Source organism: Mycolicibacter sinensis, assembly GCF_001667375.1.
In the GTDB taxonomy this organism is placed as follows: domain Bacteria; phylum Actinomycetota; class Actinomycetes; order Mycobacteriales; family Mycobacteriaceae; genus Mycobacterium; species Mycobacterium sinense_A.
Genome location: NZ_LZIN01000083.1, coordinates 29518 through 52446, shown reverse-complemented (window position 1 = coordinate 52446; position 22929 = coordinate 29518). Strand labels below are relative to the sequence as shown.

Below are 22929 nucleotides of genomic sequence, written 5' to 3'. Positions count from 1 at the left end.
CGAGAATGGCACGCATGGTCGAGCAGAGCCTCTGGATGCAAAAGGTCGCCGCCGATCCCGGGCATTCGCAGTGGTACATCGAGCGCTTCCGTCAAATGGCTCGCGCCGGTAACGATCTCGCCGGCGAAGCGCGCTTCATCGATGCGATGGCCTCCCGCGGCGCCCGCATCCTCGACGCCGGCTGCGGCCCGGGCCGGGTGGCCGGCGTGCTGGCCGGCGCCGGTCATGACGTGGTCGGTGTCGACGTGGACCCCGAGCTCATCGAGGCGGCCGAGCAGGATCACCCGGGGCCACGCTATCTCGTCGCGGACCTGGCCGAACTGGACCTGCCCGCCCGCGGCATCGCCGAGCCGTTCGAGGTGATCGTGTCGGCCGGCAACGTCATGACGTTCGTCGCCCCGAGCACCCGCGTCGAGATACTGCGCCGGCTGCGCCACCACTGCGCCGAGGACGGGCGGACCGTGATCGGTTTCGGCGCCGACCGGGACTACGAGTTCAGCCAGTTCCTCGACGACGCGGCGACCGCGGGGTTCGCGACCGATCTCTTGCTGGGCACCTGGGACCTGAAGCCTTTCACCGACGATTCCGACTTTCTGGTCGCCGTGCTGCGGCCAGCTCAGCGCGCAGCCTGATCCTCGTCGGTGAGCTCGACCAACTGATCGACGGCCAGCACCTCGGTCATGTCCTGCTCCTGGTAGGCCAGTCGGCCCACCCGGTGGGCGACAACCGGCGCGGTGATCAGGGTGAAGATGATGCTCACCGTCACCATCCCGGCGTCGTGGCTGCCGCGCAACCGGAACAATGCGGCGATCAGCACCAATATCAGCCCCAGTACCTGCGGTTTGGTGGCTGAGTGCATCCGGGCCAACGTGTCCGGGAAGCGCACCACCCCGATCGCCGCCGTCAGCGCCAGCACCGCCCCGGCGAGCCCCAGCAGACTGGCCACCACGTCGAGCACGATCACGATTGCCTCCGCAGTTCGGGATCGTCGGGAACCCGGAAACGGGCCACGCTCACCGATCCGATGAATCCGACCAACGCCAGCGCCGTCAGGCTGTACGTCGCGGTGGTGTCCCGGGTGACGGCCGCCCAAATGCCGATACCGCACATCGTCATGGCGGCCAGGGTGTCCAGCGCCACCAGGCGGTCCAGCGTGCTGGGCCCGGCCAGTAGCCGATACATGGTGATGATCGCGGCGGCCCCCAGCAGCACGCCCGCGGTTGCCCAGATGACGGTCATGCGGTTCCCCCCGCCGGCTGCCACTCGTCGTCGCGCTCGAAAGCGGCGATCAACAGTCGCTCCACGTGCGCGGCTTGGTGGTAGAACCGCTCGACTGAACGCGCGTTTCCAACATCGATCACGTGGCAGTACAGGATGCGACGCACCTGGTCGATCTCCAGCACGATGGATCCGGGAATCAGCGTGGTGATGCTGGACGCCATCACCAACACCAGATCGGATTTGATGTTCAGCGGCACCCGCAGCACCCCGGTCTGCGGCGGGGGCCCGGGTCTGATCGCCAGCCACATCAACTGGACACTGGACGCCACCAGGTACCAGCCGAACAGTCCCAGCAGCTGCAGCACCGACCACGGATGCACCCGACCCTGCACCGGCACCGGCGGCAATGGCAACAGCACCATGATGACCACGGCGACTACCATCCCGAGGACGATGTTGGGGACGGTGAAGCGGCCCCACAGCAGCGTCCAGATGGTCGCCAACGCCGACACCGAAAAGATCCGCAGTGCGATCGATCTCACGGCAGACCTCCGCTCAATACGGCCGAGATGTACTCGCCCCGGTCGAGCACCTCGGCTGCGGCGCGCTCGGTGTAGCCGAAGATCGGGCCGGCCAGCACGGTGAACGTCAGCCCCAGCACGATCAACGCGATCGTCGGCACCACCATCCCTAACGGCATCTTCCCGACATCCTCGCGGTCGTCGAAGGCGACCTCGGCGACATCGTCGAGCAGCACCGGCGGCGCGGCCCGCACCAGCTCACCCTCGGGGGCGTCGCTGCGCAGGCGCCAGAACGCCTTGTTCCACACCCGCGCCAGCACATACAGCGTCAGCAGACTGGTCACCACCGCACCGCCCACCAGGAACCAGGACAGCACCGACCCGTCGTCGACACCGGCCTGGAGCACCGCCGTCTTGCCGATGAAGCCCGAAAAAGGAGGTATGCCACCAAGGTTGAACGCCGGGACCAAGAACATGAATGCCAGCAACGGGTTCGCCACCAAGCCGCCGAGCCGCTTCAGCGACGACGCCCCGCCCTGACGTTCGATCAGTCCGGCCGCCAAGAACAATGTCGTCATCACGATGATGTGGTGCATCACGTAGAAGATGGCGCCGGACATGCCCAACTCGCTCGACAGCGCCACCCCGAACACCATGAAGCCGATATGGCTGACCAACGTGAAAGACAAGATTCGCTTGATGTCGCTCTGGGCGATGGCCCCGAAGATACCCACCAGCATGGTCAGCAGCGCCCCGACGAGCAGCACCGAGTCCAAACCACCGTCGGGAAACAGCAGGGAATGCGCCCGGATGATCGCGTAGACCCCGACCTTGGTCAGGATGCCGGCGAACACGGCGGTGATCGGGGCGGGTGCCGTGGGATAGGAATCGGGCAACCAGGCCGACAGCGGGAAGACGGCGGCTTTGATGCCGAACGCCACCAGCAACACCGCGAACACCGCACTGCGGGTGCCGTCGGGCAGGCCGCTGGTGCGGGTGGCCAGCTCAGCCAGGTTCAGCGTGCCGGTTGCGGCATAGACCAGAGCGATACCGAGCAGGAAGATCAACGACGACACCATCGACACCATCACGTAGCCGATGCCGGCCCGGATCCGTTCGGCGCTGGCACCGATGGTCAGCAAGACGAAGCTCGCGGCCAACAGCATCTCGAACCCGACGAAGAGGTTGAACAGGTCGCCAGCCAGGAACGCCAGGGAGACACCGGCCGACAGCGTCAGATACGTGGGCAAAAAGATCGACACCGGCTGGCGGTCGTCACCGTCGCGGACCCCCTGGCCGATGGCGTAGATGATCACCGCCAGCAGCACGACCGCCGACACGATCAGCATCAGCGCCGATAACCGATCGACGACCAAGGTGATGCCGAGCGGCCCGCGTCCGCCCTTGGTCGGACCCCAGCCGCCGACGTGCAAAGCCAAGGTGCCCCCCCGGTCGGAGAGGAACAGCAGCGCGGCGGTCACGGCGACGTCCCCGGCCAGCACACCGATGGTGATCGGCTGTTGCAACTTCGGCCGCCGGCCGACGATGAGGGTCAGCGCCGCGCCCAGCGTGGGCAATAGCACCGGAAGCGGGACCAGGACAGTAGCGAGACTCACCGGGACACCCCGCTTTCGGCGACGGCGTCCAATTCGCCGGGCGCCACCGGCTCACTGTCGTCGGCCTCAGCGGCGATGATCTCCTCGTCGGAGAGCTGGGACAGCCGGGTCGCCTCCTCGTCGTCGCCGATGTCGTCTTCGGTGGTCAGGTGGTAGGAGCGGTAGATCAGCGCCAGCACGAACGCGCCGATGCCCATGGTGATGACGATGGCCGTCAGCACCATGGCCTGGGCCAGCGGGTCCGCGTCGGTTTCCATGCCCTCGGTGCTGTTGTAGATCGGTGGGCTACCGCCCGGCCCGGAGACATCGATGATCAACAGGTTGATGGCATTGCCGACCATCATCAGGCCCAGCAGCGCTCGGGTGAGGTTGCGCTCCAGCAGCATGTACACCCCGCAGGCGGTGAGACCGGCGGCCATCAGCAACGGAACCAGATGTGCGGTCATGGTGCCCTCACCACCGAGCGCTGCACGGGCCGTTGCAGCTCCTGCACCTGATCTAGCCGGGCGCCGAGACTACGCAGGACGTCGAGCACCATGCCGACCACGACCAGATACACCCCCACATCGAAGAACAACGAAGTCACCAGCTTCGCCTGACCCAGTACCGGCAGGGTGAAGGTAATTGCCGCGGACGACAGCGCCGGCGCGCCGACGAACAGCGACGCCAGGGCCGTGCCCCCGACCAGGCTCAAGCCGACGCCCAGGATCTTTCCGGAGTCCAGCGGCAGCGTCTCGCCGAGTTCATATCGCCCGCCCGCCAGATAGCGCAGCGCCAGTGCCAGTCCGGCAGCCAACCCGCCGGCGAAACCACCGCCGGGGTTGTTGTGCCCGGCGAACAGGAAGTAGACCGAAACCACCATGATCAGCGGGAAGATGACCCGGCTCGCGACCTCCAACACCAGCGATCGCTGGTTGGGGTCGTAGTAGTCGCTGCCGCGCAGCCAGGTGGTGGACCCGATCGCGGGGCTGTAGGGCGTGGCGGCACCCTGGTCTTTGAGATATGCGTCGGCATCCGCGGTCCGTGGCGCACGGCCGAATCGGCGGGTCCGGAACACCATCGAGGCCACCCCGGTCGCGGCCACCAGCAACACCGAGATCTCTCCGAGGGTGTCCCAGGCCCGGATATCGACCAGGATCACGTTGACCGTGTTGGCGCCATACCCGCGAAGATAAGCCGCCTCCGGCAACAGGTCGGCGACAACCTGACCGGTACGGGCCGCCATCGCGAAGGCCCCGAACACAGCGACGCTGACGCCGACCGCGATGGCCAACACCGCCCGCGGTAGCCGGTTCGTCGCCATCGTGGGGCGCGCTGTCTCCGCGGGCAGCGTACGCAGCACCAACACGAAGATCACCAGGGTCACGGTCTCGACGAGCAACTGGGTCAACGCCAGGTCGGGCGCCCCGTGGAACGCGAACGCCACGGCGCAGCCGTACCCGGTCACACCGACCATCAGTACCGCGGACAACCGGTTGCGAGCCCGCGTGGCGCCGACCCCGCCGGCGACCACCAGCACTGCGAGGGTGAGCTGCAGCGGCGTATCCCACAGTTGTAGATCGACTCGGTCACGAGCACCCAGCATGAGCGCGCCCAGCGGCAGCAGGATCAGCGTCGTGAAGATCACCGCCTGGTTGAACGGGAGTGAGCCGCGCTGGGTGACGGCGGTCAACCGGACCGCAGCCACGTCGAGCAGCCGGAGGAACTCGTCGTAGTGTTCATCGGCCTTGCCAAGCGGCAGCCGGCGCAACCGGGACAGTTGCAGTGCGCCGCGCCCGAGGAAGATGCCGGCGCCGACGACCAGCACCGTCGCCGACAGGAATACCGGGAGCCCCGGACCGTGCCACAGCGCCAGGTGGTAGTCCACGCCGTCGGGCACGGTGTCGGAGTACCGGTGCAGCACGGAGTCGAGCCCCAGCGGCCACAGCCCGAAAACCAGGCTCGTGACGGCCAGCACCGCCGGCGCCGCCATGAACGCGACGGTCGGCGGGTGCAGTTTGGCGACATGGTCGCTGGGCTCGGACCGGCCCTTCCCGGCGAAACCGCCCCATACGAACCGCGCGCTGTAGATCACGGTGAACGTCGAGGCGAGCACAGCCGCACCCAGCACGTAGGGAATGGAGGCGCCCAGGGTCGGCGCCTGGGCCTCGGTTCCGAAGATGGTCTCCTTGGCGATGAATCCCACAAACGGCGGCACCCCGGCCATGCTGGCGGCGGCCGCCGCGGCGACCAGGAACAGTCCCGGACTGCGGCGCCCCAAGCCGGCCAACTCGCGTAGATCACGGGTGCCGGTGGCGTGGTCGATGATCCCCACCACCATGAACAGGGCCGCCTTGGCGGCCGCATGCGCACACATCGCGGTCAGGCCGGCCAGCATCAGATCGTTTCCGCCGGCGCCGACCAACACGATCATCAGCCCCAGCTGGCTGACCGTGCTGTACGCCAGCACCAGCTTCAAGTCGTACTCGCGAATCGCACGCCAGCCCGCCAGCAGGGCGGTGGCCAGGCCCAGGACCACCACGGTGGGGCGCCATCCCGGTGAGTCGGCGAACCCCGGTGTCAACCGCGCCACCAGGTAGACGCCGGCCTTGACCATCGCCGCGGCGTGCAGATAGGCGCTGACCGGTGTCGGCGCCGCCATCGCGCCCGGCAGCCAGAAGTGCAGCGGCATGATCGCGGACTTGCTCAGTGCGCCGACCAGGACCAGCAGCACACCGACGGTGACCACCGTGCCGGACGGCGGACTCGCCACCAACTCCGAGAGCAGGTAGGTACCGGCGGTGTTGCCCAGCGTGATGATGCCGACCAGCATCGCCAGGCCGCCCGCGGTGGTCACCACCAACGCCTGAATGGCGGCGCGGCGATTCACGGCACGTTCGGCGTAGTGACCGATCAGCAGGAACGACAACACCGTGGTCAGTTCCCAGAACACGTACAGCACCAGCATGTTGTCGGCGACCATCAGTCCGAACATGGAGCCGGCGAATCCGATCATCTTCGCGGCGAAGCTGGGCAGCCGCGGATCGAGATCGGTGTGGGGGCTGACGGGACGGAAGTACCCGGCGCAGTAGAACAGCACCAGGGCGCCGATCCCCATTGCCAAGGCACACATGATCGCCGCCAGCGAGTCGAAGCGCAGGTCGATGTCCATCGACAACCCGGGCACCCACGACACCGTCGTTCGACGATTGTCGTCAGGGCCGGACGGCCAGTTCAGCACCACCCACACCAGCGATACCAGCGGAATCAAGCCCAGGGGATAGAACGCCGCCCGGCCCCACCTGCGGACCAGCCAGGGTGCGGCGGCCGCGCCGACGGTATGGGCAAGCAGTATCGCTAGCATCACGCTCCACAAAACGAATTGATCCAGGCCATGGAATCAGTTCTGGTACAACATATCTGACATAGGGGCGGCGCCGGACAGCACCATAATACGGTCGCGACAACGACAGCCACATCGAGCGCTGCTCAAACGTGTACCGAATCCCCCACCGCAACTAAATCCAGTTTTCGCAAAGAACCGGCCGAGCGCCATGGAATACAACTCCCATTCGGTGGGGGGTCGAACCCTCATCACGACTCATGGCTGCGTTCCGCTGCGCCGGCTCCGCCGCGCTTGGAAACGCCGCTAGGCCTCGATCAGGCCAGCTCTGATCGCGTACCGGGTGAGCGCCAGGCGGTCGCGAAGACCGAGCTTCTGCAGGGTGTTCGTCCGGTGACGGTCGACCGTCTTGGCGCTGATGCCCAGTGTCTTGGCGATCTCGCGCGCCGAGAAGCCTTCGGCGATCAGCTTCAGCACTTCCTCTTCGCGCGGGGTCAAGATGTTCTCCGGCAAGTCCTCCCCTTGCCGGGTGCGGTGCAGGTAGTCCCGGATCAGCGCGGTCACCGCGCCCGCGTACAGAAACGGCTCGCCGCGCATCGTCGCCCGGCAGGCCTCGAGCAAGTCGCGGTCCGCTACGGATTTCAGCACGTAGCCGGATGCGCCCGCTTTGAGGGCTTCGAAGAAGTACTGCTCATTGTCGTGCATCGACAGCATCAGCACCCGCACATGGGGATGGCTGCGGTTGATCTCCCGGGCGGCCTGCAGTCCGGTCATCCGCGGCATCGCGATGTCGAGGATGGCCAGATCGACCGGGGTGTTCTGCAGGGCCGCGAGCGCCTCTGACCCGTCCGCCGCCTCGGCCACCACGCACAGATCCGGCTCGGCATCCAGAATCATCCGCAGCCCACTGCGCACCAGGGCGTGGTCGTCGGCGAGCATGATGCGCGCCGGCTGCATCGCCATCACCGGCCCGCCGCACTCGGTCCGGCCGGCACCACCAGCCGGACTTCGGTTCCCTCGTTGCTCGGGGAGGTGATCGTCAAGGCGGCATGCACCAGCAGGGCCCGTTCGCGCATGCCGGTGATTCCGGCACCTTCAACGCTGATCCCGCCCTTGCCGTTGTCGGCGATGCGCAACGTGAGCTCTCCGGCGGCGTTAACGTGCAGGTCCAGCCAGGCCTTCTGCGCTCCGGAATGGCGGGCAATGTTGGTCAGGCTCTCCTGGGCGATGCGATAGCAGACCAGGCTCAGGTCCGGGGTCAGCTGGTCGGCTTGCGGGGCGATCTGCTTGACGACGTCGATTCCGGTCGCCTGGGTGAACTGGTTGCACAGTGCCTGCAGGGCGCTGCGCAGGCCGAGGTCTTCCAGCGCGTCCGGGCGCAGCCGACGGGCGATGCTGCGCACCTCGTCGAGGCTGGCGCGCACGATTTCCTGGGCGTCCCCGAGGTCGTCGCGGATCTCCGCGGGGGCGGCGTCGGCCGCCCGCTTGAGGGTGAGCAGAGCGACGGTGAGGGTCTGGCCGATTTGGTCGTGCAACTCCCGGGCGATGCGCTGCCGCTCGTTCTCCTGCACATTCAGCGCCAACGCACTCGAGGAGGCCCGCTCGGTTTCGAGCCGGTCCAGCATGCCGTTGAAGGATTCGATGAGGTGGTGCAGGTCGCCGTCGCCGGGGTCATCCGCCCGGTCACTGAGATGGCGCGGATCGACTCGGCGCATCACCGCGGCGAGCCGCTCCAACGGCGCCAGACTCGACCGCAATAACAGTGCGTTGGCCCCCACCACGACCGCCAGTCCTACCGCCAGCACCGGGATCTCGGTCGCGCGAACGGGGCCCGAAACGGTTGCCGGCGACATGGCGAGCACTAGCGTGCCGAAGGTGAAGACCAGACCGTTGATCAGCACGACCCGGCGAAAAAGCCCACGCGCAGGGGCTCGCGCTCGCCGCCGAAACCTGTCGGCGACCGCTGTCCAACGGTGCATACCCCCCACCATCGTCTTCGCATCGCGTGCTTGTCCATACGGGTCGCAGCGGCCCTCGAATGGGGGTCAAACACCATAGCGAGCGAGCGGTTCCCGCTCGGAGAATGGAATTACGCCCACGCAGCGTCAGCGTTGACGGCGCGTATGCCACCCCGGGGTGGCGAGTGCGCGAGAGAAGCGGTGGGCGAAGTGATCGCAAGATCAGACCGACAGTAACCCAGATAACTCAAGCGAACCAGACCCGGAGGGATGCACCTGCAATGAACCGCATTACCGGCGCGCACCCACCGGCCACCGGTAATAGCGTGGTCGCGGTGCCGCAGGCCGTCTGGGGTTGAGACATGGATTTCGCGGCGTTACCACCGGAAGTCATCTCCGGCATGATGTACACCGGCGCCGGCCCGGGTCCGATGATTTCGGCTGCCACGGCCTGGGACGGGCTCGCCGCCGAACTTCATCTGGCGGCGACCGCTTATGCGTCGGTGGTTTCCGAGCTGACGAGCGGGCCATGGTTGGGGCCCTCGTCGACAGCGATGGCGACCTCGATCACCCCGTTCGTGTCGTGGTTGAACGCCACCTCCGCCCAGGCGGAGAAGACCGGCATGCAGGTCAAGGCGGCCGTAGCCGCCTACGAAGCGACATTCGCCACGGTGGTGCCCCCGCCGGTGATCGCGGCCAACCGGGCGGCGTTGATGACGCTGCTGGCCACCAACATCTTGGGCCAGAACGCGGCAGCGATCGCGGCCAACGAAGCCCAATACGCCGAAATGTGGGCCCAGGACGCGACAGCCATGTACGGCTACGCGTCGTTGTCGAAGAGCGCCACCGCATTGGAGCCGTTCCAGCAGCCGCCACAGACCGCGAACCCGGCCGGGCCGCTGGGCCAGGATGCCACCGGGGCGGCCGGAGCCAACTCCGCGGGCAACATGGCACAGAGCCTGCCGTCGCAGCTGCCCTCCGGGTTGTCGTCGGCGCCGGGTTCGTCGGAAGCCGCGTCGCCGTTGTCGGTCCTGCCGGCGCAGGCCGATATACCGACCGGGTTCTTCGAGTGGCTGGGCGTTGCGGCCGACGAGGTGGGCATCGGCATCGCCCTGCCGCTCTCGATCGTCGGTGTCTATCTGGCCGGCGCCGCAATGTACTTTGCGGAGATGGACTCCCGCGAGATCTTCGACACCCAGGATCTGCTGCACGGGGGCCAGATCAACATTCTGGATGCCCTGAGCCAGTTGGGAGCGGAGACGCAGGTGCCGTCGACCGAGAACCTTCGGGTGCCGCACGAGTCGGTGAAAGTCGGTCAGTCCTTCCCGCTCGGCGCGCTGTCGGTGCCGCCGAATTGGGTTGAGGCAGCCCCGGAGATCCGCCACGCCAGTTTCTCGACGCCGCTCAGCAGTGCCGCCGGCCCCTCGCCGGCCGGGCTGGGAACGGCGTTCGGCCAGATGGCCCTGGCAGGCATGGGGGGCAGTGCGCTGGCCGGCGCCGTCAATCAGAACCGCGGCCAGCAGGGCACGCCGACGCCGGCTGCCGAGTCCAAATCGCCGGCGCAGTCTTCGGAGGCACCCGCGCAAGCTGCGGCGCCGGCCGCGCAATCGCCGGCGATCTCGGTCATCGAACTGGCGGCCGGAATCCGCGAACTCGGTCAACTCCACGACGCCGGCTATCTGACCGAAGCGGAGTTCGCCGAACAGAAGCAGCGGCTGCTGTCCCGATAAGGATCAGCGGCGTCGCGATCTGAGGTAGTCCCCGACCACCGCGGCGCCCAGGCCGTCGAGTTCGGGCACCACGACCCGGCCCGCGACCCGGCGCGCCACCTGGTCGATGAACCGGGCCAGCCCGGGGTCGTCGCCGAGCCGGAAGATCGTCACCTGTGCGCCGAGCCGGGCCACGTCATCGAACCCCTTGACGGTGTGGGCAATGGTCCGCGGGTGCGGCGGGTAATCGAAGAACACCGATGGGCCCTGGGTGCCGGCGCCGTCGAAATCCTCCAGGTGGGCGGTCGGTTCCCCGTCGGTGACCACCAGCACCACCGGCTGGGCGTTGGGATGCCGGCGCAGATGCCGGCCGGCCAGGGCCAGCGCATGATGCAGGTTGGTGCCCTGCTCGTAGACGCCTTCCAACCCGGTCAGCTCGGCGGCGGTGACGGTGCGGGCGTAGCGCCCAAAAGCGATGATCTGCAACGCATCCGAGCGAAACCGGGTGCTGATCAGATGGTTCAACGCCAGCGCGGTGCGTTTCATCGGCAGCCAGCGGTTGTCCATCACCATCGAGAACGAAGTGTCCACCAACAGTGCGACGGCGGATTGGGTGCGGGTCTCGGTCTCCGACACCTCGACGTCGTCGACGCTGATCGACAGCCGGCCGCGGGTGGCGGGGGTGCCCGGTTCGGCGACTTGCCGCAGCACCGCGTTGGTCAGGGTGCGGGTGACGTTCCACGGTTCGGTGTCGCCGAACTGCCAGGGCCGCGTCGCCCCGGTCAGTTCGCCGGCCGCGCCGGCCCGACGGTGGTCGCGTTCGCCGCGGCGCCCCGAAAGTTGGCGCACCACATCGCGCAGCGCCGTCTCGCCGAGCCGGCGCATCGCCTTGGGCGATAGCCGCCACTGCCCGTCGGAGCTGCGGTCCAGAAACCCCTGGTTGAGCAGTGCGCGTTCCAGCTCGGCGAGGGTCTTCGCATCGATGGCGGCCCGGTCGCCGAGCTGGCGGGCCAGCGCGTCCAGGTCGACGTCGTCCATGCTGGCACCGGGGTAGGCCTGCGACAGCTGCTCGCCCAGCTGCTCGAGTTCGGCGATGTCACTCAAGGCCTGGGCGCCTTCGCCCATCCCGAGCGGGTTGTTGCCGGAGAACTCCGCCGAGCCGGTCCAGTCCTCCCCCGGCCGGGCCGCCTGCAGGTGCGCGTCCAGGCGGCCCAGCGCCTGCTGCAGCGCGGGCGAACCGAATGCCTGCTCTGCCAACGCATCCAGCTCGGCACGCTGTTCGGCGCTCAAGCTGTTGCGGAAGCGCTGCGCAGCGGCGGCCCGCTTGGCCAGCGAGTCGAGCAACTCCTCGACATTGCGCGGGTTCTCCGGGAAGAACTCGCCGTGCTTATCCATGAACTGCCGGAAATCATCGTCAGTGTCTTCTCCCTGGGCATGCTTGTCCAACAGATCGTTAAGGTCGTCGAGCATGTCGCTGACCCGTTGCCGGTCTTCGTCGGTGGCGCCCTCCAGCGCCTGCTTCATGCCGGCGAAGCGCTGGTCGAGCATCTCGCGGCCGAGCAGGTCCTTGATCTTCTCGTAGGACTCCCGGGCTTCGGCGCTGCGCCAGTTGTAGTCCGCCAGCTCCTGCACCGCCTTGGCCGGTGACGGCGACAACGCCTCGATCTGCATCTCGGCGAACCGGGCGTCGTCGTCGAGCGCGCGGGCCAACTCTTTGCGTTCCGCCAGCACCGCCTCGTCGAGCAGCTTCTTGACCTCGGCCAGCGTGCCGTCCAAATTGTTGCGGCGCAACAGTTCCCGGCGACGCCGGTGCGCCTCGGCGGCCAACCGGTCCGCTCCGGTCATGGTCTTGGTGCCGCGGCGTAGCAACTCCTGCAGGGCCCGGCGCGGCGACGTCCCCTCCATCACGTCGCGACCGATCTCCTCCAGCGCCTCGGCCAGGTCGACTGGCGGCGCTAGCGGATCCGGCCCACCGGTGTAGGCCGAATACCGCGAGCCGTGACTTCTAGCCATAGACGGTTTCGCCCTCATCGGTGGTCTTGTCGATGCGCTTGGCCAAATACAGTGCTTCCAAGGCCAATTCGAGCGCCGCAGCGCGTTCGCCCTCAGATTCCGCACCCAGGCGTTGCGCGACGGCGTCGATGACCGGCAGATCCGGCAGCGCCGTCAGCACCGCTTTGGCCGACACCCGCTCCCCGGTGGTCACCGCCGCGCCCTGCTCAACCGCCGACACCAGCGGCCCGACGTCGATCCCGCCCAGCACCCGCGATGCGGTGTCGGCGGTGGCCCGCCGCAGCAGGTGTTCCAGCACCGCCTGTTCACGGCCCTCTTCGCCGGATTCGAATTCCAGCTTGCCGCGCAGCACGTCGACGATGGTGCCCAGATCGACCACCCGGGCCACCGGATCGGTCTCGCCCAGCACCGCGCCGCGGTGCCGAGCCGAGGCCGCCACCGTCTCCGCGGCCGCGATCGCGAACCGCGCCGAGACACCGGAGCGCTGATCCACCGACCGCGACTCGCGCAGGTAGCGGGCGAACCGGGCCAGCACCCCCAGCAGGTAGTCGGGCACCTGCGCACCCAGATGGGCCTCCTGGGCGATCACGGCGATCTCCGCGTCGAGTTCCAGCGGATAGTGGGTGCGGATCTCCGCGCCGAACCGGTCCTTGAGCGGGGTGATGATGCGGCCGCGGTTGGTGTAATCCTCCGGGTTGGCGCTGGCCACCACCAGTACGTCCAGCGGCAGCCGCAGCGTGTAGCCGCGCACCTGGATATCGCGCTCCTCCATCACGTTGAGCATCGCCACCTGGATGCGCTCGGCCAGGTCGGGCAGTTCATTGACGGCGACGACGCCGCGATGCGCGCGCGGGACCAGGCCGTAGGCCATGGTCTCGGGGTCGCCCAGGCTGCGGCCCTCGGCGACCTTGATCGGGTCGATGTCGCCGACCAGGTCGGCCACCGAGGTGTCGGGGGTGGCGAGTTTCTCGGTGTAGCGCTCGCTGCGGTGCCGCCAGGCCACCGGCAGGTTGTCGCCGAGCTCGGCGGCCCGCCGAATCGACTCGGGAGTGATCGGCGAATAGGGGTGCTCACCGAGCTCGGCGCCGGCGATCACCGGCGTCCACTCGTCGAGCAGCCCGGTCAACGCCCGCAGCAGCCGGGTCTTGCCCTGGCCGCGCTCGCCGAGCAGCACGATGTCATGGCCGGCGATCAGCGCCCGCTCCAGCTGCGGTATCACGGTGTCCTCGAAACCGAAGATGCCGGGCCACAGGGTGGCCTGGTCCTCACCGTCGGCGAGGCGGGCCAGCAGGTTCTCGGCGATCTCCTGCTTGACCCCCCTTTCCCGGTGGCCGGCGGCTCGCAGCTCGCCGAGGGTGGTGGGCAGATCGTGCGGGGTGTTCAGCGCGGTCACCACTCCAAACTACGGCGGGCGCGGTAGTCCGTCACGGCGTCCCACTTCATCCGACCGGTAGATACCCGATACCCTGGGTACTGTGAACTCCCCGGAATGGCGCGATCGACCGGCGCAGGCGTATTTCGGTCCGGCCTCCTGGCAGGCCCGGCTGCTGGCGGTGGGCGCGGCGATCTTCCTGCGCACTTCGATCGCCGTGCTGACGATCATCGGCATGATCGTCAACCGTTTCTGGCCCGCCGCACTGCAGCGGGCGCGCCTGGACCTCATCGACCTGCCGATGCGCTACATCCGGGCGTTGCCGGGCACCGAGGTGGCCAAAGAGCGGCTGACCGACTGTCCGGCGGAGTGGGTGGTGGCCCCTGCCGCCCGCGGCTCCGACCGGGTGATCGTCTACTTCCACGGTTCGGCGCTGGTGACGTTGGGCCTCAATTCGCACCGTCGCTTTGCCAGCAAGCTCTCGGAAGCCACCGGCGCGAAGGTGTTCAATGTCGGTTACCGCCTGGCGCCACTGGCCGGCGTCGACGAGGCCATCTCCGACGGCATGTGCGCATATCAGCATGTGTTGGACGCCGGGTACAGCGCGGATCGCATTGTGATGGCGGGTGATTCGGCCGGTGGGCTGATGGCAGTGACCACCGCGCTGACGGCGCGTGATGCCGGACTTCCGGTGCCCGCCGGTCAGGTGTTGATGTCGGCGCTGACGTCGTCGGACATGGAGATCAAACGCCAGGCCGCGCGTTCCCACCGCGATCCGTTCTTCCCGCTCATGGCGTTCATGTTCATCTACCGGGTGTTCGCCACCGTGAACGGCACCCGCGAGCTGCCGGTGATGCCCCCCGAGTCGGAGCTGCGCGGCCTGGGGCCGTTCCTGCTGCAGGTCGCCAACAATGAGATGCTGCGCAACGACACCTTCGTGCTGGCCGACAAGCTCACCGCCGCAGGGGTGCCGAACTGGGTTCAGGTCTGGGACCGCGCCTTGCACATGTTCCAGCTGACCTTCGACTTCAACCCGGACGCGCGCCGTGCGGTCGCCGAGATCGCGCACTTCGTCGACCACGTGATGCCTGCCGCGCCGCCGAACGTCGACTCTAAGCGCTCAGATACCGCCATCTAGCAGCTTCAGCAGCAGCGGAATCCGATTCGCCTCGATCTCCGGCTGCGGCAGAACGGCGCGCACGATCGCGGCGCCGTCAAAGGTGTTGGTGAGTAGCGCCACCAGGTTCGGAAAGAGTTCCGGCGGAAACGCTTCCGCCCCGGGCAGTACCCGCGCGGCCTCGCAGATCTTGGCACTGTATTCGGCCAGGACATCAGACAGCGAGGCTCGCAGCTTGTCGTCGGTGCGCGCGGCGATCAACAGTTCGTAGACCACCGCGTTGGTTGAGTTGGCGGTCAGGTCGCGCAGCACCGTCAGCACCGCTTCCAGCGCCGGCACCTCCGCCGGGATCTCGGCGACCTGCTTGCCGAACCGCTCCAGTTGACGGCGCAGGACTTCCTGCGCGGTGGCGGCCATGAAGTCGCCCATGGTCTCGAAGTGGCGGAACAACGCTCCGTCGGAGACGTTCGCCCGCTTGGCGATCACCTTGGCCGATGCCCGGGCGTAGCCGATCTCGGCGATGGTGGCGATGCTGGCGTCGAGTAGCGCGGCGACCGTGGCCGCACGGCGTTCCTGCTGGGTTCGCGCCATGATCTACACCGGTTGCAGCGCACGCGATCCGGCGCGCAGGAAGCGTCCGGACTTCGCCGTCGTGCCGTAGCCGTCGCGGAACTGCCCGTTGCGGAACACCACCGTGCCGCCCACCCCGGTCGCCACCACCGCGTCGTCGTTGCGGTTGACCATCCGGGAAAGCCCGCCGTAGAACGGCACCTTCTCTTCGTGGTAGCCGTCCACGGCGTCGGTCAGACCTGCCGGGTCGATCACCACGAAGTCCGCTCGGTCGCCTTGACGCAGCGTGCCGGCGTCGAAACCGAACCAGTCGGCGACTTCGGACGTCAGCCGGTAGACCGCCCGTTCGATGCTCATGAATGGTTGCCCGGCCGCCTCGGCGTCGCGGACGCGCTTGAGCAGGCGCAGCGAGAAGTTGTAGAAGGCCATGTTGCGCAGGTGCGCTCCGGCGTCGGAGAACCCCATGTGGATCACCGGTTCGTTGGCCAGCTTGTCCAGCTGCTTGGGCCGGTGGTTGGCGACGATCGTGGTCCAGCGCACGTTGCGTTCGCCGTTCTCGACCAACACATCGAGGAACGCGTCCAGCGGGTGTAGCCCGCGCTCTTCGGCGATCTGCCCGAAGCTCTTGCCGATCAGGCCGACATCCGGACATTCGACGATCACCGCGTCGTGGAAGTCGCGGTGCCACAAGGACGGGCCCAGCTTTTTGCGGTCGAAGGCCTTGCGAAACCGGCGCCGGTACTCGGTGTCGGCCAGCAGCGCGTTGCGTTCCAGCTGGTCGCGCAGATGCAGGGCGGCGGTTCCCGCGCCGAACTCCTCGAACACCGGCAGATCGATTCCATCGGAGTACAACTCGAACGGCACCGGCAGGTGCTGGAACCGCACGCTGGAGCCGAGCACGGCGTTGAGCAGCCGAGCACCGGGGCCGAAGACCCGGACCGCGCCCGGCGCCGACTTGGCGTCCGCAGAGACCAGCAGGCTCATCCGAACCCCGCGCCGCCGGCCGAATATGCCGCTGCTGGTCAGGAAGAAGTTCAACGCCGTCAACGGGTTTCGGACGTCGGGCGCGCTCTGCAGCATCCGGCCGCGCTTGCGCAGCACCTTGATCAACCGCCGACGCTCCCGCCAGGTGGCGAACGTTGACGGCAGCGCCCGGGACCGGAACCTGTCGCCGTCGAGCTTGTCGATGGGGGCGTCCATCCCGGACATGCCCAGCAGTCCGGCATCGAGGCCCGCATCGAGCAGCTCGGCCATCTTCTCCAGCTCGGCGTCGGACGGGACGATGCCGTCGGTGGTGGCGCGGTCCAGGCCGAGTACCGCGGTCCGCAGGTCCGAGTGGCCGAGCATGGAGCTGATGTTGGGCCCGAGCGGCAACTCCTCGAGGGCGTGCACGTACTCGGCAGGGGTGGACCAGGTCTTCTTGGACTGCAACGCCTCCAGCACGAATTTGCGCGGGACCGCCTCGACCCGGCTGAACAGGTCGGCGGCGTCCTCGGATTCGGCGTACACCGTCGACAGCGAGCAGTTGCCCAGCAGCACCGTGGTGACGCCATGGCGCACCGATTCGCGTAGCCCCGGGTCCAGCAGCACCTCGGCGTCGTAGTGGGTGTGCACGTCGATGAAGCCGGGCACCACCCATTTGCCGGCGGCATCGATGACGTCCGGGCAGTCCGTGTCGTCGAGCTCCGCCGTGACGATGTCGGCGACGACGCCGTCGCGGATGCCCAGGGTGCGGACCTGCGGGGCGTTGCCCAGGCCGTCGAACCACAGGCCGTTGCGAATGATCAGGTCGTAGGTCACGACGGCACTCCTCACTTAAGGCAGTGAGTTAGATAGTGAGCGCCTGCAATCTTTTTGTCAAGGGGTCAGTGCGTGCCCGCGTCCATCGAGATCGGAGCGCAGCTCAGAGCCCATCGCCGATGTGATGGTCCGGCTGACCAAGTTTGAAAGGAGGCTGCGCTGGGTCGTAGTGGTAGCACTGATGCGCTGGCATCGTCCATCCGTTCCATCCCCCATCGGGGCCGCCGTAGACGGGTTGCGCGGAAACGTCTACGCAGCGGGTCCACGACCCGTCCGGCTGCACCGGACCGTCGCAGTACAGCGCCCCGAGCGCGTTCGATTCACAGTTTGTGCCCATCGGGTCGCCGGGGTAGGCGTTCGCGGCAGAGCGAGCCGCCAGCGTGGCAGCGGCGATGCCCAGCCCCATGACAAGTCCAATTGCCCTCATCGTCATGATCCTCCCCCGAACACATCTATCAGCCCATAGTTCAGTGTGCGAAGTGCCGAGCCCCGGTCAGGTACAGCGTGATGCCGGCCTCGGCGGCCGCCGCCGTCACCTCGTCGTCGCGCACCGAACCGCCCGGGTGCACGATCGCCTTCACCCCGGCCGCGGTCAGGGTCTGCAGGCCGTCGGGGAACGGGAAGAACGCATCGGAGGCCGCCACCGCGCCGGCCACCCGCTCACCGCCGCGCTCCACCGCCAGCCGGGCCGCATCAACCCGGTTGACCTGGCCCATTCCCACGCCGACGGTGGCGCCGTCGGCCGCCACAACGATCGCGTTCGACTTGACTGCGCGGCAGGCGCGCCAGGCGAATGCCAGGTCGGCCAGCGTGGCGGGATCGGCCGCCGACCCGGTGGCCAGCGTCCAGTTCGCCGGGTCGTCGCCCGGCGCGTCGAGGCCGTCGCGGCTCTGCATCAGCAGCCCGCCGCTGACCTGGCGCCACTCGGTGCCCCCCCGCAGCGGCTCGGAAGCCACCAGCACCCGGATGTTCTTCTTGCGGGCCAGGATCTCGACGGCACCGGGCTCGTAGGCCGGCGCGACGATCACCTCGGTGAAGATGGCGCTGACGAACTCCGCCATCTCGACGCTGACCTCGGTGTTCGCCGCGATCACCCCGCCGAAGGCGCTCAGCGGATCGCACTCGTGGGCCTTGCGGTGGGCATCGGCAACCGAGGTCGACGAGACCGCGATGCCGCACGGATTGGCGTGTTTGATGATCGCCACGCAGATCTCTTCGTGATCGAAGGCCGCCCGCCAGGCCGCATCCGCATCGGTGAAGTTGTTGTAGGACATCTCTTTTCCGTGCAGCTGGTCAGCCTGAGCCAAGCCCGGCCAGGCGGCGGCATCGCAGTAGAGAGCGGCCTGCTGGTGCGGGTTCTCGCCGTAGCGCAGCTGCGCCGCCCGGCGGTAGGTGCGACCGACCCACTCCGGCATCGCCTGACGCGACTCCTCAGGCGCCAGCGTCGACGACATCCACCCCGCGACTGCCACGTCGTATTCGGCGGTGTGCCGGAATGCCAGTGCCGCCAGACGTTTCCGCTCATCGAGGGTGAACCCGCCGGCGTTGACCGCGGCCAGCACACCCTCGTAGCCGAGCGGGTCGACCACCACGGCGACGCTGGGATGGTTCTTGGCGGCCGCCCGGATCATCGACGGCCCACCGATGTCGATCTGCTCGACGCACTCATCGATGGCGGCACCGGAGTCCACCGTCTCGCTGAACGGGTACAGGTTGACCACCACCAGCTCGAACGGAGCGATGTCCAGTTCGCTCAGCGCCTCGGCATGCTCGGGCTTACGCAGATCTGCCAGCAGCCCGGCATGCACCCGCGGGTGCAACGTCTTGACCCGGCCGTCGAGCACCTCCGGGAAGCCGGTCAGCTGCTCCACCGGTGTCACCGGAATACCTTTGGCGGCAATCGATTTCGCCGTGGACCCGGTGGAGACGATATCCACGCCGGCGGCATGCAGACCGGTGGCCAGATCAACCAGGCCGGTCTTGTCGTAGACGCTGATCAACGCCCGCCGAATCGGTCGCTTGCCGTCGGTCATCCTATGGTTGCCTTTCGTCCGGTCCAGGTCACGCCGCCGGTCGCCAACGCGGCCAGCACGTCCACCAGGAGCTTGCGCTCCACTGTCTTGATCCGTTCGTGCAGGGTGTCTTCGTCGTCGTCGTCGAGCACGGCGACCGGTTCCTGGGCCAGCACCGGGCCGGTGTCGGTTCCGGCGTCGACCAGGTGCACGGTGCAGCCGGTGACCTTCACTCCATAGGCCAGCGCCTCGGGTACGGCGTGCGCACCCGGGAAGGCGGGCAGCAGCGCCGGGTGGGTGTTGACGGTGCGGCCCAGAAACCGGGTGAGAAACTCCGACCCCAGGATTTTCATGAACCCGGCCGAGACCACCAGATCAGGGTTGTGGGCCGCGGTGGCCTCGGTCAGCGCCGCATCCCAGGCCGCGCGGTTGGGGTAGTCAGCCAGCCGCACGGTGAACACCGGCAGGTCTGCTGAGGCGGCGATCTGGACCGCCCGGCAATCCCGATCGGTACCGACGGCCACCACCCGCGCGGGGTAGTCGCCCACCGCCGCGGCCAGCAGCGACTCGAGCAATGATCCGGTCCCCGACGCCAGCACCACCAGCCGGGCCGGGACGCGGGGGGCCACGTGGATCGGTTGCACGAAGCAAGAGCCTACCGCCCCGAACGGCCGGGCTATCCGGCCTGTTGCTGCGCTTCTTCCCGGGTGATTCGCAGTGCTGCGGCCACGCCGTCTGTCCAGATTTCGACCTTGTCCCAGATCACATCGGGGTGGCCGACCGGATGGATGCCCCGGCTGATCTTCTCCACTCGATCACACGCCAGATTCTGGAAGTCGCGATCGTCCAGCTCCGGGAACTCGTCGTATTCGCTGCAGAGTTCGGCGTCTTCCAACCGCTGATACAACGCCTCGGCCAGCGGGGTCGACAACCCGATCGACGTGGGCTCCCCGTCCAGCTGGAGCCCGGCCTGCACGCCGTCGAGCCAGATCATCGCCATGATGTCGAGGATCGGTTCGTGTCCGGGCGGCAGGACCAGCTTGGTGAGCTTTTCGGCGCGCATGCCGGCCAGCCGGTGCAGGTTTCCGACCCCGGGCTTGGCGGCGTCCGTGCTGACGAGACGGGTCATGCCTTTATGCGACCAGGACGCCGACCGGAATATAAGGGACAGAAGTCCTTGATTTGCCTCCGGCAACGGGGAGCTATCCGGGCCGGTCGAACCCGTCGTCGTCGGTGAACATCAGGTCTTCGGGGTCTTCCAGCGGTCCGGGCGGCTCGGTCGGAGCGTGCGACTCGAACACCCGCGGTTGGGACTCCCGCGGCGGCTCGGGTTCGGCCGTCCAGCTCAGCTCACCGCCCTCGATGACCTCTCCGGGTTCGAAGAGTTCGTCGGGCTCGAAGAGCTGCCCGGGTTCGTGCGGATCGACCACCTCGTCCTGCACCGGAACCGGTTCGGGCTGCGGTTCCGGCTGCCGGGGCGCCGCGGGCGGCAACATCGGCCGTGTCCTGACCGCTGCGCGCCCGACACCGCCGATCATCACGACCGTCAGCGCACCGATGGCGGCGAACCAGCTGAACACCGCGGGGCCGAAGGTGAGCTGATCCACCCCGACCTCACCGAAGTTGCCCAGCCGCCCACCGCCGGCGAAACCCAATAGGGCCATCGTCAATGCCGCGATGAACGCCGCGGTCAGCACCTTGGCCAGCGCGGGAAGCAGGGGCAGCGGGCGGCGCGCGCACTGCTGGCCGACGGCCACACCCGACGCGGCGCCGATGATCAGCAGGGCCACCCACGCCGGGCCTAGGGGCGGAGTGGGCGCCGCGGCCAGGACGGGCAGCGCCGGGATGTCGCCGCCCAGCACGGTGAACGCGCTGAACAGCGCCGGGCCGATCTGCGCGCTCGATCCGACCGCTATCGCGGTCGCGCCGACGAGCACGTTGGGCACGTACAGCACCGCCAGCAGGGTGAGGCTGAGCTGGCCGAACAACGAATCGGTGATCGCGTACAACTCGTGCATGGTTCCCCAGTGCAGGACCAGCGAGGCCGTCGTCACCGCGCCGGCCAGCCCGAACAGGGCCAGCATGCCGGTGACCGCGGCCCGCAGCGAGTCGCCCAGCCAGCCCGGCAGCGGCGTCTCCGCCAGCACCCGCGGGCCCATCCGCAGGCCCACCCCGATCGCCGCGCCGATCGCATGCACCACCAGTACGTGCGCGAAGGCGCTCAGGGCGTGCGGGGTCTGCAGTTCGGTGATCACCGAGGCCGCGTCGTGGATGATCGCCAGCGAGACCGCCGCGATCAGCAGCGGGCCGCCCAGCGCCGACGCCACGATCCAGCGGACGACGAACCAGGAGGCGCCCGCCGAGGTGGCCTGCGCGGTGGTCCGCGCGGTTCCGGCGACCATCAACAGCACCGGGAGCAGCGGCAGCACGCCCAGCTCCCGGCCGTCGATCGAGATCGGCACCTGGTGCACGCCCAGCCACATGCTGGCAATGGCGCCCGAGGCCCCGGTCATGTCGCTGTTGGCGATCAGCAACTGCAGCAGCGTCACCGCTGCGATGACGGTCAACGCCACGACGGACGGGCCGAATGCGACCCGAACCAGGTCACGAGTCGGGTTCGAACCTGGCCTACCGCCGGACACCGGTGTCACGCTGCGAGCACGTTCAACTCGGCGCGCGGGCGCGGGTTAGGTCTGCGCCGGCCCCGACGGGGCGGAGCCGCCCTGCGACTGCTGGCCGCCGGTCGAACTCTGGCCCTGACCGGATCCGGAATCGCCCTGGCCACCCGTCGAGGAACTGCCCGAACCGCCGGTCTGCGGCTGCCCGAAGCCGGGGAATCCGGTCGGCGGCGTGGGCGGGCCCTGCTGCGCCGACTGTGCCTGCTGCGCACCGGAGTTGAATCCGCCGGTCGACGGCCCCGACTGGGCACCGTAACCTCCGCCGGACGGGTAGCCGCCGTACGAGGGGTATCCCGACTGCTGCTGGCCCTGATGCCCGTACCCCTGCTGGCCCGGCTGACCGTAGTAGTTGCCGCCCGGCGGCAGCCCGTACTGCGCATACGGGTCGTATTTGGGGCGCGGGGCCGGCGCACTGACGACGCCGGCCTCCAGCAGCAGTGTCCCGATCGCGGCGGCGGCCTGCAGGATGCTGAAGGTCAGCACCAGCCACAGGCCCCAGCCGATCGTGTAACTGCCGCCGGAGTCGGCGATGGTCGCGATCGCCAGCAGCGCTCCCAGCGAGGCGATCACTGCGACCACCGCGGTGTAGACCTTGGCCTTGGGCAGCAGTCCCGCCCCAGCCAGCAGCGCCGCCAGCAAGGCCAGCGGAACCGTGTGGCCGGCGTCGCCGAGGATCAGCGGGTACTCGCCATCGGTGACGGTCACGATCGGCCCGAAGTTGGCCAGGTAGACACCGAAGCCCAGCACCACGACGGCGATCTGCAGGTACAGCGGCAGCTTGCTCTCGGCATCACTGCTGCCGGACTTGGCAAACGAGGGGCCAGAAGGTCCGTAGGAGCCTGGCGGTTGGGAAGGCGGGTAGCCGGGGTTGCCGGGCGAGTAGGTCATGACCTCTCCTGTGCATTGGGGGCAGGTGCGGCGCGGTTCGATCATCCACGCTAGCGCACTGGCGGCCGGACCCGGTGGGTCAATGCCGCGCACGAAAGGACCCCACCGTTTGCCCGCCTAACAAGAACACGT

General features: G+C 68.2%; 21 protein-coding genes. 3 read left to right on the top strand and 18 right to left on the bottom strand.

What is annotated here, in order from left to right; all coding sequences use genetic code 11:
* The first annotated feature begins 14 nt into the window (after positions 1 to 14).
* Complete coding sequence (locus A5771_RS17355; RefSeq protein WP_064856470.1) at positions 15 to 632, top strand: class I SAM-dependent methyltransferase; 618 nt, start codon at positions 15 to 17, stop codon at positions 630 to 632.
* Here the strand turns inward: A5771_RS17355 and mnhG are convergent.
* From mnhG to A5771_RS17315, 8 genes are all read right to left on the bottom strand, one after another.
* Positions 617 to 964: a monovalent cation/H(+) antiporter subunit G gene (mnhG, locus tag A5771_RS17350; RefSeq protein WP_064856432.1), complete on the bottom strand. Its 348-nt coding sequence runs from the start codon at positions 962 to 964 to the stop codon at positions 617 to 619. The two genes, A5771_RS17355 and mnhG, sit on opposite strands and share 16 nt — an antisense overlap.
* Positions 961 to 1239, bottom strand: a complete 279-nt coding sequence (locus tag A5771_RS17345) for a monovalent cation/H+ antiporter complex subunit F (protein ID WP_064856471.1) — start codon at positions 1237 to 1239, stop codon at positions 961 to 963. Before A5771_RS17345 ends, mnhG begins: the two co-directional genes overlap by 4 nt.
* Entirely contained in the window at positions 1236 to 1763 is a 528-nt protein-coding gene (locus A5771_RS17340; protein WP_064856431.1) for a Na+/H+ antiporter subunit E, read from the bottom strand. The genes A5771_RS17345 and A5771_RS17340 overlap by 4 nt, the downstream gene beginning before the upstream one ends.
* Positions 1760 to 3358: a Na+/H+ antiporter subunit D gene (locus A5771_RS17335; protein WP_064856430.1), complete on the bottom strand. Its 1599-nt coding sequence runs from the start codon at positions 3356 to 3358 to the stop codon at positions 1760 to 1762. Before A5771_RS17335 ends, A5771_RS17340 begins: the two co-directional genes overlap by 4 nt.
* Complete coding sequence (locus tag A5771_RS17330; protein WP_064856429.1) at positions 3355 to 3804, bottom strand: Na(+)/H(+) antiporter subunit C; 450 nt, start codon at positions 3802 to 3804, stop codon at positions 3355 to 3357. Before A5771_RS17330 ends, A5771_RS17335 begins: the two co-directional genes overlap by 4 nt.
* Positions 3801 to 6701, bottom strand: coding sequence for a Na+/H+ antiporter subunit A (locus tag A5771_RS17325; protein WP_064856428.1), 2901 nt, complete (start codon positions 6699 to 6701; stop codon positions 3801 to 3803). Before A5771_RS17325 ends, A5771_RS17330 begins: the two co-directional genes overlap by 4 nt.
* A gap of 285 nt (positions 6702 to 6986) precedes the next feature.
* Entirely contained in the window at positions 6987 to 7643 is a 657-nt protein-coding gene (locus A5771_RS17320; protein ID WP_064856469.1) for a response regulator, read from the bottom strand.
* Entirely contained in the window at positions 7643 to 8659 is a 1017-nt protein-coding gene (locus A5771_RS17315) for a HAMP domain-containing sensor histidine kinase (RefSeq protein ID WP_064856427.1), read from the bottom strand. Before A5771_RS17315 ends, A5771_RS17320 begins: the two co-directional genes overlap by 1 nt.
* Positions 8660 to 9000: 341 nt before the next feature.
* Here A5771_RS17315 and A5771_RS24465 point away from each other — a divergent pair, with 341 nt between their 5' ends.
* Positions 9001 to 10368 carry a PPE family protein, SVP subgroup gene (locus A5771_RS24465; RefSeq protein WP_064856426.1) on the top strand — a complete coding sequence of 456 codons (1368 nt, stop codon included), beginning with the start codon at positions 9001 to 9003 and terminating at the stop codon, positions 10366 to 10368.
* Between the two features lie 3 nt (positions 10369 to 10371).
* On the opposite strand, the gene A5771_RS17305 is transcribed toward A5771_RS24465, so the two are convergent.
* Both A5771_RS17305 and A5771_RS17300 read right to left on the bottom strand, forming a co-directional pair.
* Entirely contained in the window at positions 10372 to 12378 is a 2007-nt protein-coding gene (locus tag A5771_RS17305) for a vWA domain-containing protein (protein WP_428844417.1), read from the bottom strand.
* Positions 12353 to 13744, bottom strand: coding sequence for a sigma 54-interacting transcriptional regulator (locus A5771_RS17300; RefSeq protein ID WP_064856468.1), 1392 nt, complete (start codon positions 13742 to 13744; stop codon positions 12353 to 12355). The genes A5771_RS17305 and A5771_RS17300 overlap by 26 nt, the downstream gene beginning before the upstream one ends.
* Positions 13745 to 13835: 91 nt before the next feature.
* Between A5771_RS17300 and A5771_RS17295 the strand changes: the two genes are divergently transcribed.
* Positions 13836 to 14870, top strand: coding sequence for an alpha/beta hydrolase (locus tag A5771_RS17295; protein WP_064856424.1), 1035 nt, complete (start codon positions 13836 to 13838; stop codon positions 14868 to 14870).
* Here the strand turns inward: A5771_RS17295 and A5771_RS17290 are convergent.
* The 8 genes from A5771_RS17290 to A5771_RS17260 all read right to left on the bottom strand — a co-directional run bounded on the left by A5771_RS17290 (position 14853) and on the right by A5771_RS17260 (position 22797).
* On the bottom strand, positions 14853 to 15440 hold the full coding sequence (locus A5771_RS17290; protein ID WP_064856423.1) for a TetR/AcrR family transcriptional regulator: 588 nt from the start codon (positions 15438 to 15440) through the stop codon (positions 14853 to 14855). The genes A5771_RS17295 and A5771_RS17290 overlap by 18 nt on opposite strands.
* Before the next feature lie 3 nt (positions 15441 to 15443).
* Complete coding sequence (locus A5771_RS17285) at positions 15444 to 17219, bottom strand: N-acyl-D-amino-acid deacylase family protein (protein WP_064856422.1); 1776 nt, start codon at positions 17217 to 17219, stop codon at positions 15444 to 15446.
* Positions 17220 to 17322: 103 nt separating this feature from the next.
* Positions 17323 to 17556, bottom strand: coding sequence for a CDGP domain-containing protein (locus tag A5771_RS24695; RefSeq protein WP_428844418.1), 234 nt, complete (start codon positions 17554 to 17556; stop codon positions 17323 to 17325).
* Between the two features lie 130 nt (positions 17557 to 17686).
* Positions 17687 to 19252 carry a bifunctional phosphoribosylaminoimidazolecarboxamide formyltransferase/IMP cyclohydrolase gene (gene purH, locus A5771_RS17280; RefSeq protein ID WP_064856421.1) on the bottom strand — a complete coding sequence of 522 codons (1566 nt, stop codon included), beginning with the start codon at positions 19250 to 19252 and terminating at the stop codon, positions 17687 to 17689.
* Positions 19249 to 19875, bottom strand: a complete 627-nt coding sequence (gene purN, locus A5771_RS17275; RefSeq protein ID WP_064856420.1) for a phosphoribosylglycinamide formyltransferase — start codon at positions 19873 to 19875, stop codon at positions 19249 to 19251. The genes purH and purN overlap by 4 nt, the downstream gene beginning before the upstream one ends.
* A gap of 32 nt (positions 19876 to 19907) precedes the next feature.
* Entirely contained in the window at positions 19908 to 20360 is a 453-nt protein-coding gene (locus A5771_RS17270) for a hypothetical protein (RefSeq protein WP_064856419.1), read from the bottom strand.
* A 73-nt stretch (positions 20361 to 20433) separates the two neighbouring features.
* Positions 20434 to 21873 (bottom strand): cell division protein PerM, encoded by a 1440-nt coding sequence (locus tag A5771_RS17265; protein ID WP_064856418.1) that lies wholly within the window; start codon positions 21871 to 21873, stop codon positions 20434 to 20436.
* Positions 21874 to 21918: 45 nt separating this feature from the next.
* Positions 21919 to 22797 (bottom strand): DUF5336 domain-containing protein, encoded by an 879-nt coding sequence (locus A5771_RS17260; RefSeq protein ID WP_064856467.1) that lies wholly within the window; start codon positions 22795 to 22797, stop codon positions 21919 to 21921.
* Positions 22798 to 22929 lie beyond the last annotated feature (132 nt).

Excerpts from the sequence above, each read along its gene's own strand:
- A5771_RS17270 (WP_064856419.1), bottom strand. The coding sequence starts at position 20,360 with ATGACCCGTCTCGTCAGCACGGACGCCGCCAAGCCCGGGGTCGGAAAC.
- purH (WP_064856421.1), bottom strand. The coding sequence starts at position 19,252 with ATGACCGACGGCAAGCGACCGATTCGGCGGGCGTTGATCAGCGTCTAC.
- A5771_RS17355 (WP_064856470.1), top strand. The coding sequence starts at position 15 with ATGGTCGAGCAGAGCCTCTGGATGCAAAAGGTCGCCGCCGATCCCGGG.
- A5771_RS17290 (WP_064856423.1), bottom strand. The coding sequence starts at position 15,440 with ATGGCGCGAACCCAGCAGGAACGCCGTGCGGCCACGGTCGCCGCGCTA.
- A5771_RS17305 (WP_428844417.1), bottom strand. The coding sequence starts at position 12,378 with ATGAGGGCGAAACCGTCTATGGCTAGAAGTCACGGCTCGCGGTATTCG.
- A5771_RS17345 (WP_064856471.1), bottom strand. The coding sequence starts at position 1,239 with ATGACCGTCATCTGGGCAACCGCGGGCGTGCTGCTGGGGGCCGCCGCG.
- A5771_RS17325 (WP_064856428.1), bottom strand. The coding sequence starts at position 6,701 with ATGCTAGCGATACTGCTTGCCCATACCGTCGGCGCGGCCGCCGCACCC.
- A5771_RS24465 (WP_064856426.1), top strand. The coding sequence starts at position 9,001 with ATGGATTTCGCGGCGTTACCACCGGAAGTCATCTCCGGCATGATGTAC.
- A5771_RS17330 (WP_064856429.1), bottom strand. The coding sequence starts at position 3,804 with ATGACCGCACATCTGGTTCCGTTGCTGATGGCCGCCGGTCTCACCGCC.
- A5771_RS17320 (WP_064856469.1), bottom strand. The coding sequence starts at position 7,643 with ATGGCGATGCAGCCGGCGCGCATCATGCTCGCCGACGACCACGCCCTG.
- A5771_RS17315 (WP_064856427.1), bottom strand. The coding sequence starts at position 8,659 with ATGCACCGTTGGACAGCGGTCGCCGACAGGTTTCGGCGGCGAGCGCGA.
- A5771_RS17260 (WP_064856467.1), bottom strand. The coding sequence starts at position 22,797 with ATGACCTACTCGCCCGGCAACCCCGGCTACCCGCCTTCCCAACCGCCA.
- A5771_RS24695 (WP_428844418.1), bottom strand. The coding sequence starts at position 17,556 with ATGGGCACAAACTGTGAATCGAACGCGCTCGGGGCGCTGTACTGCGAC.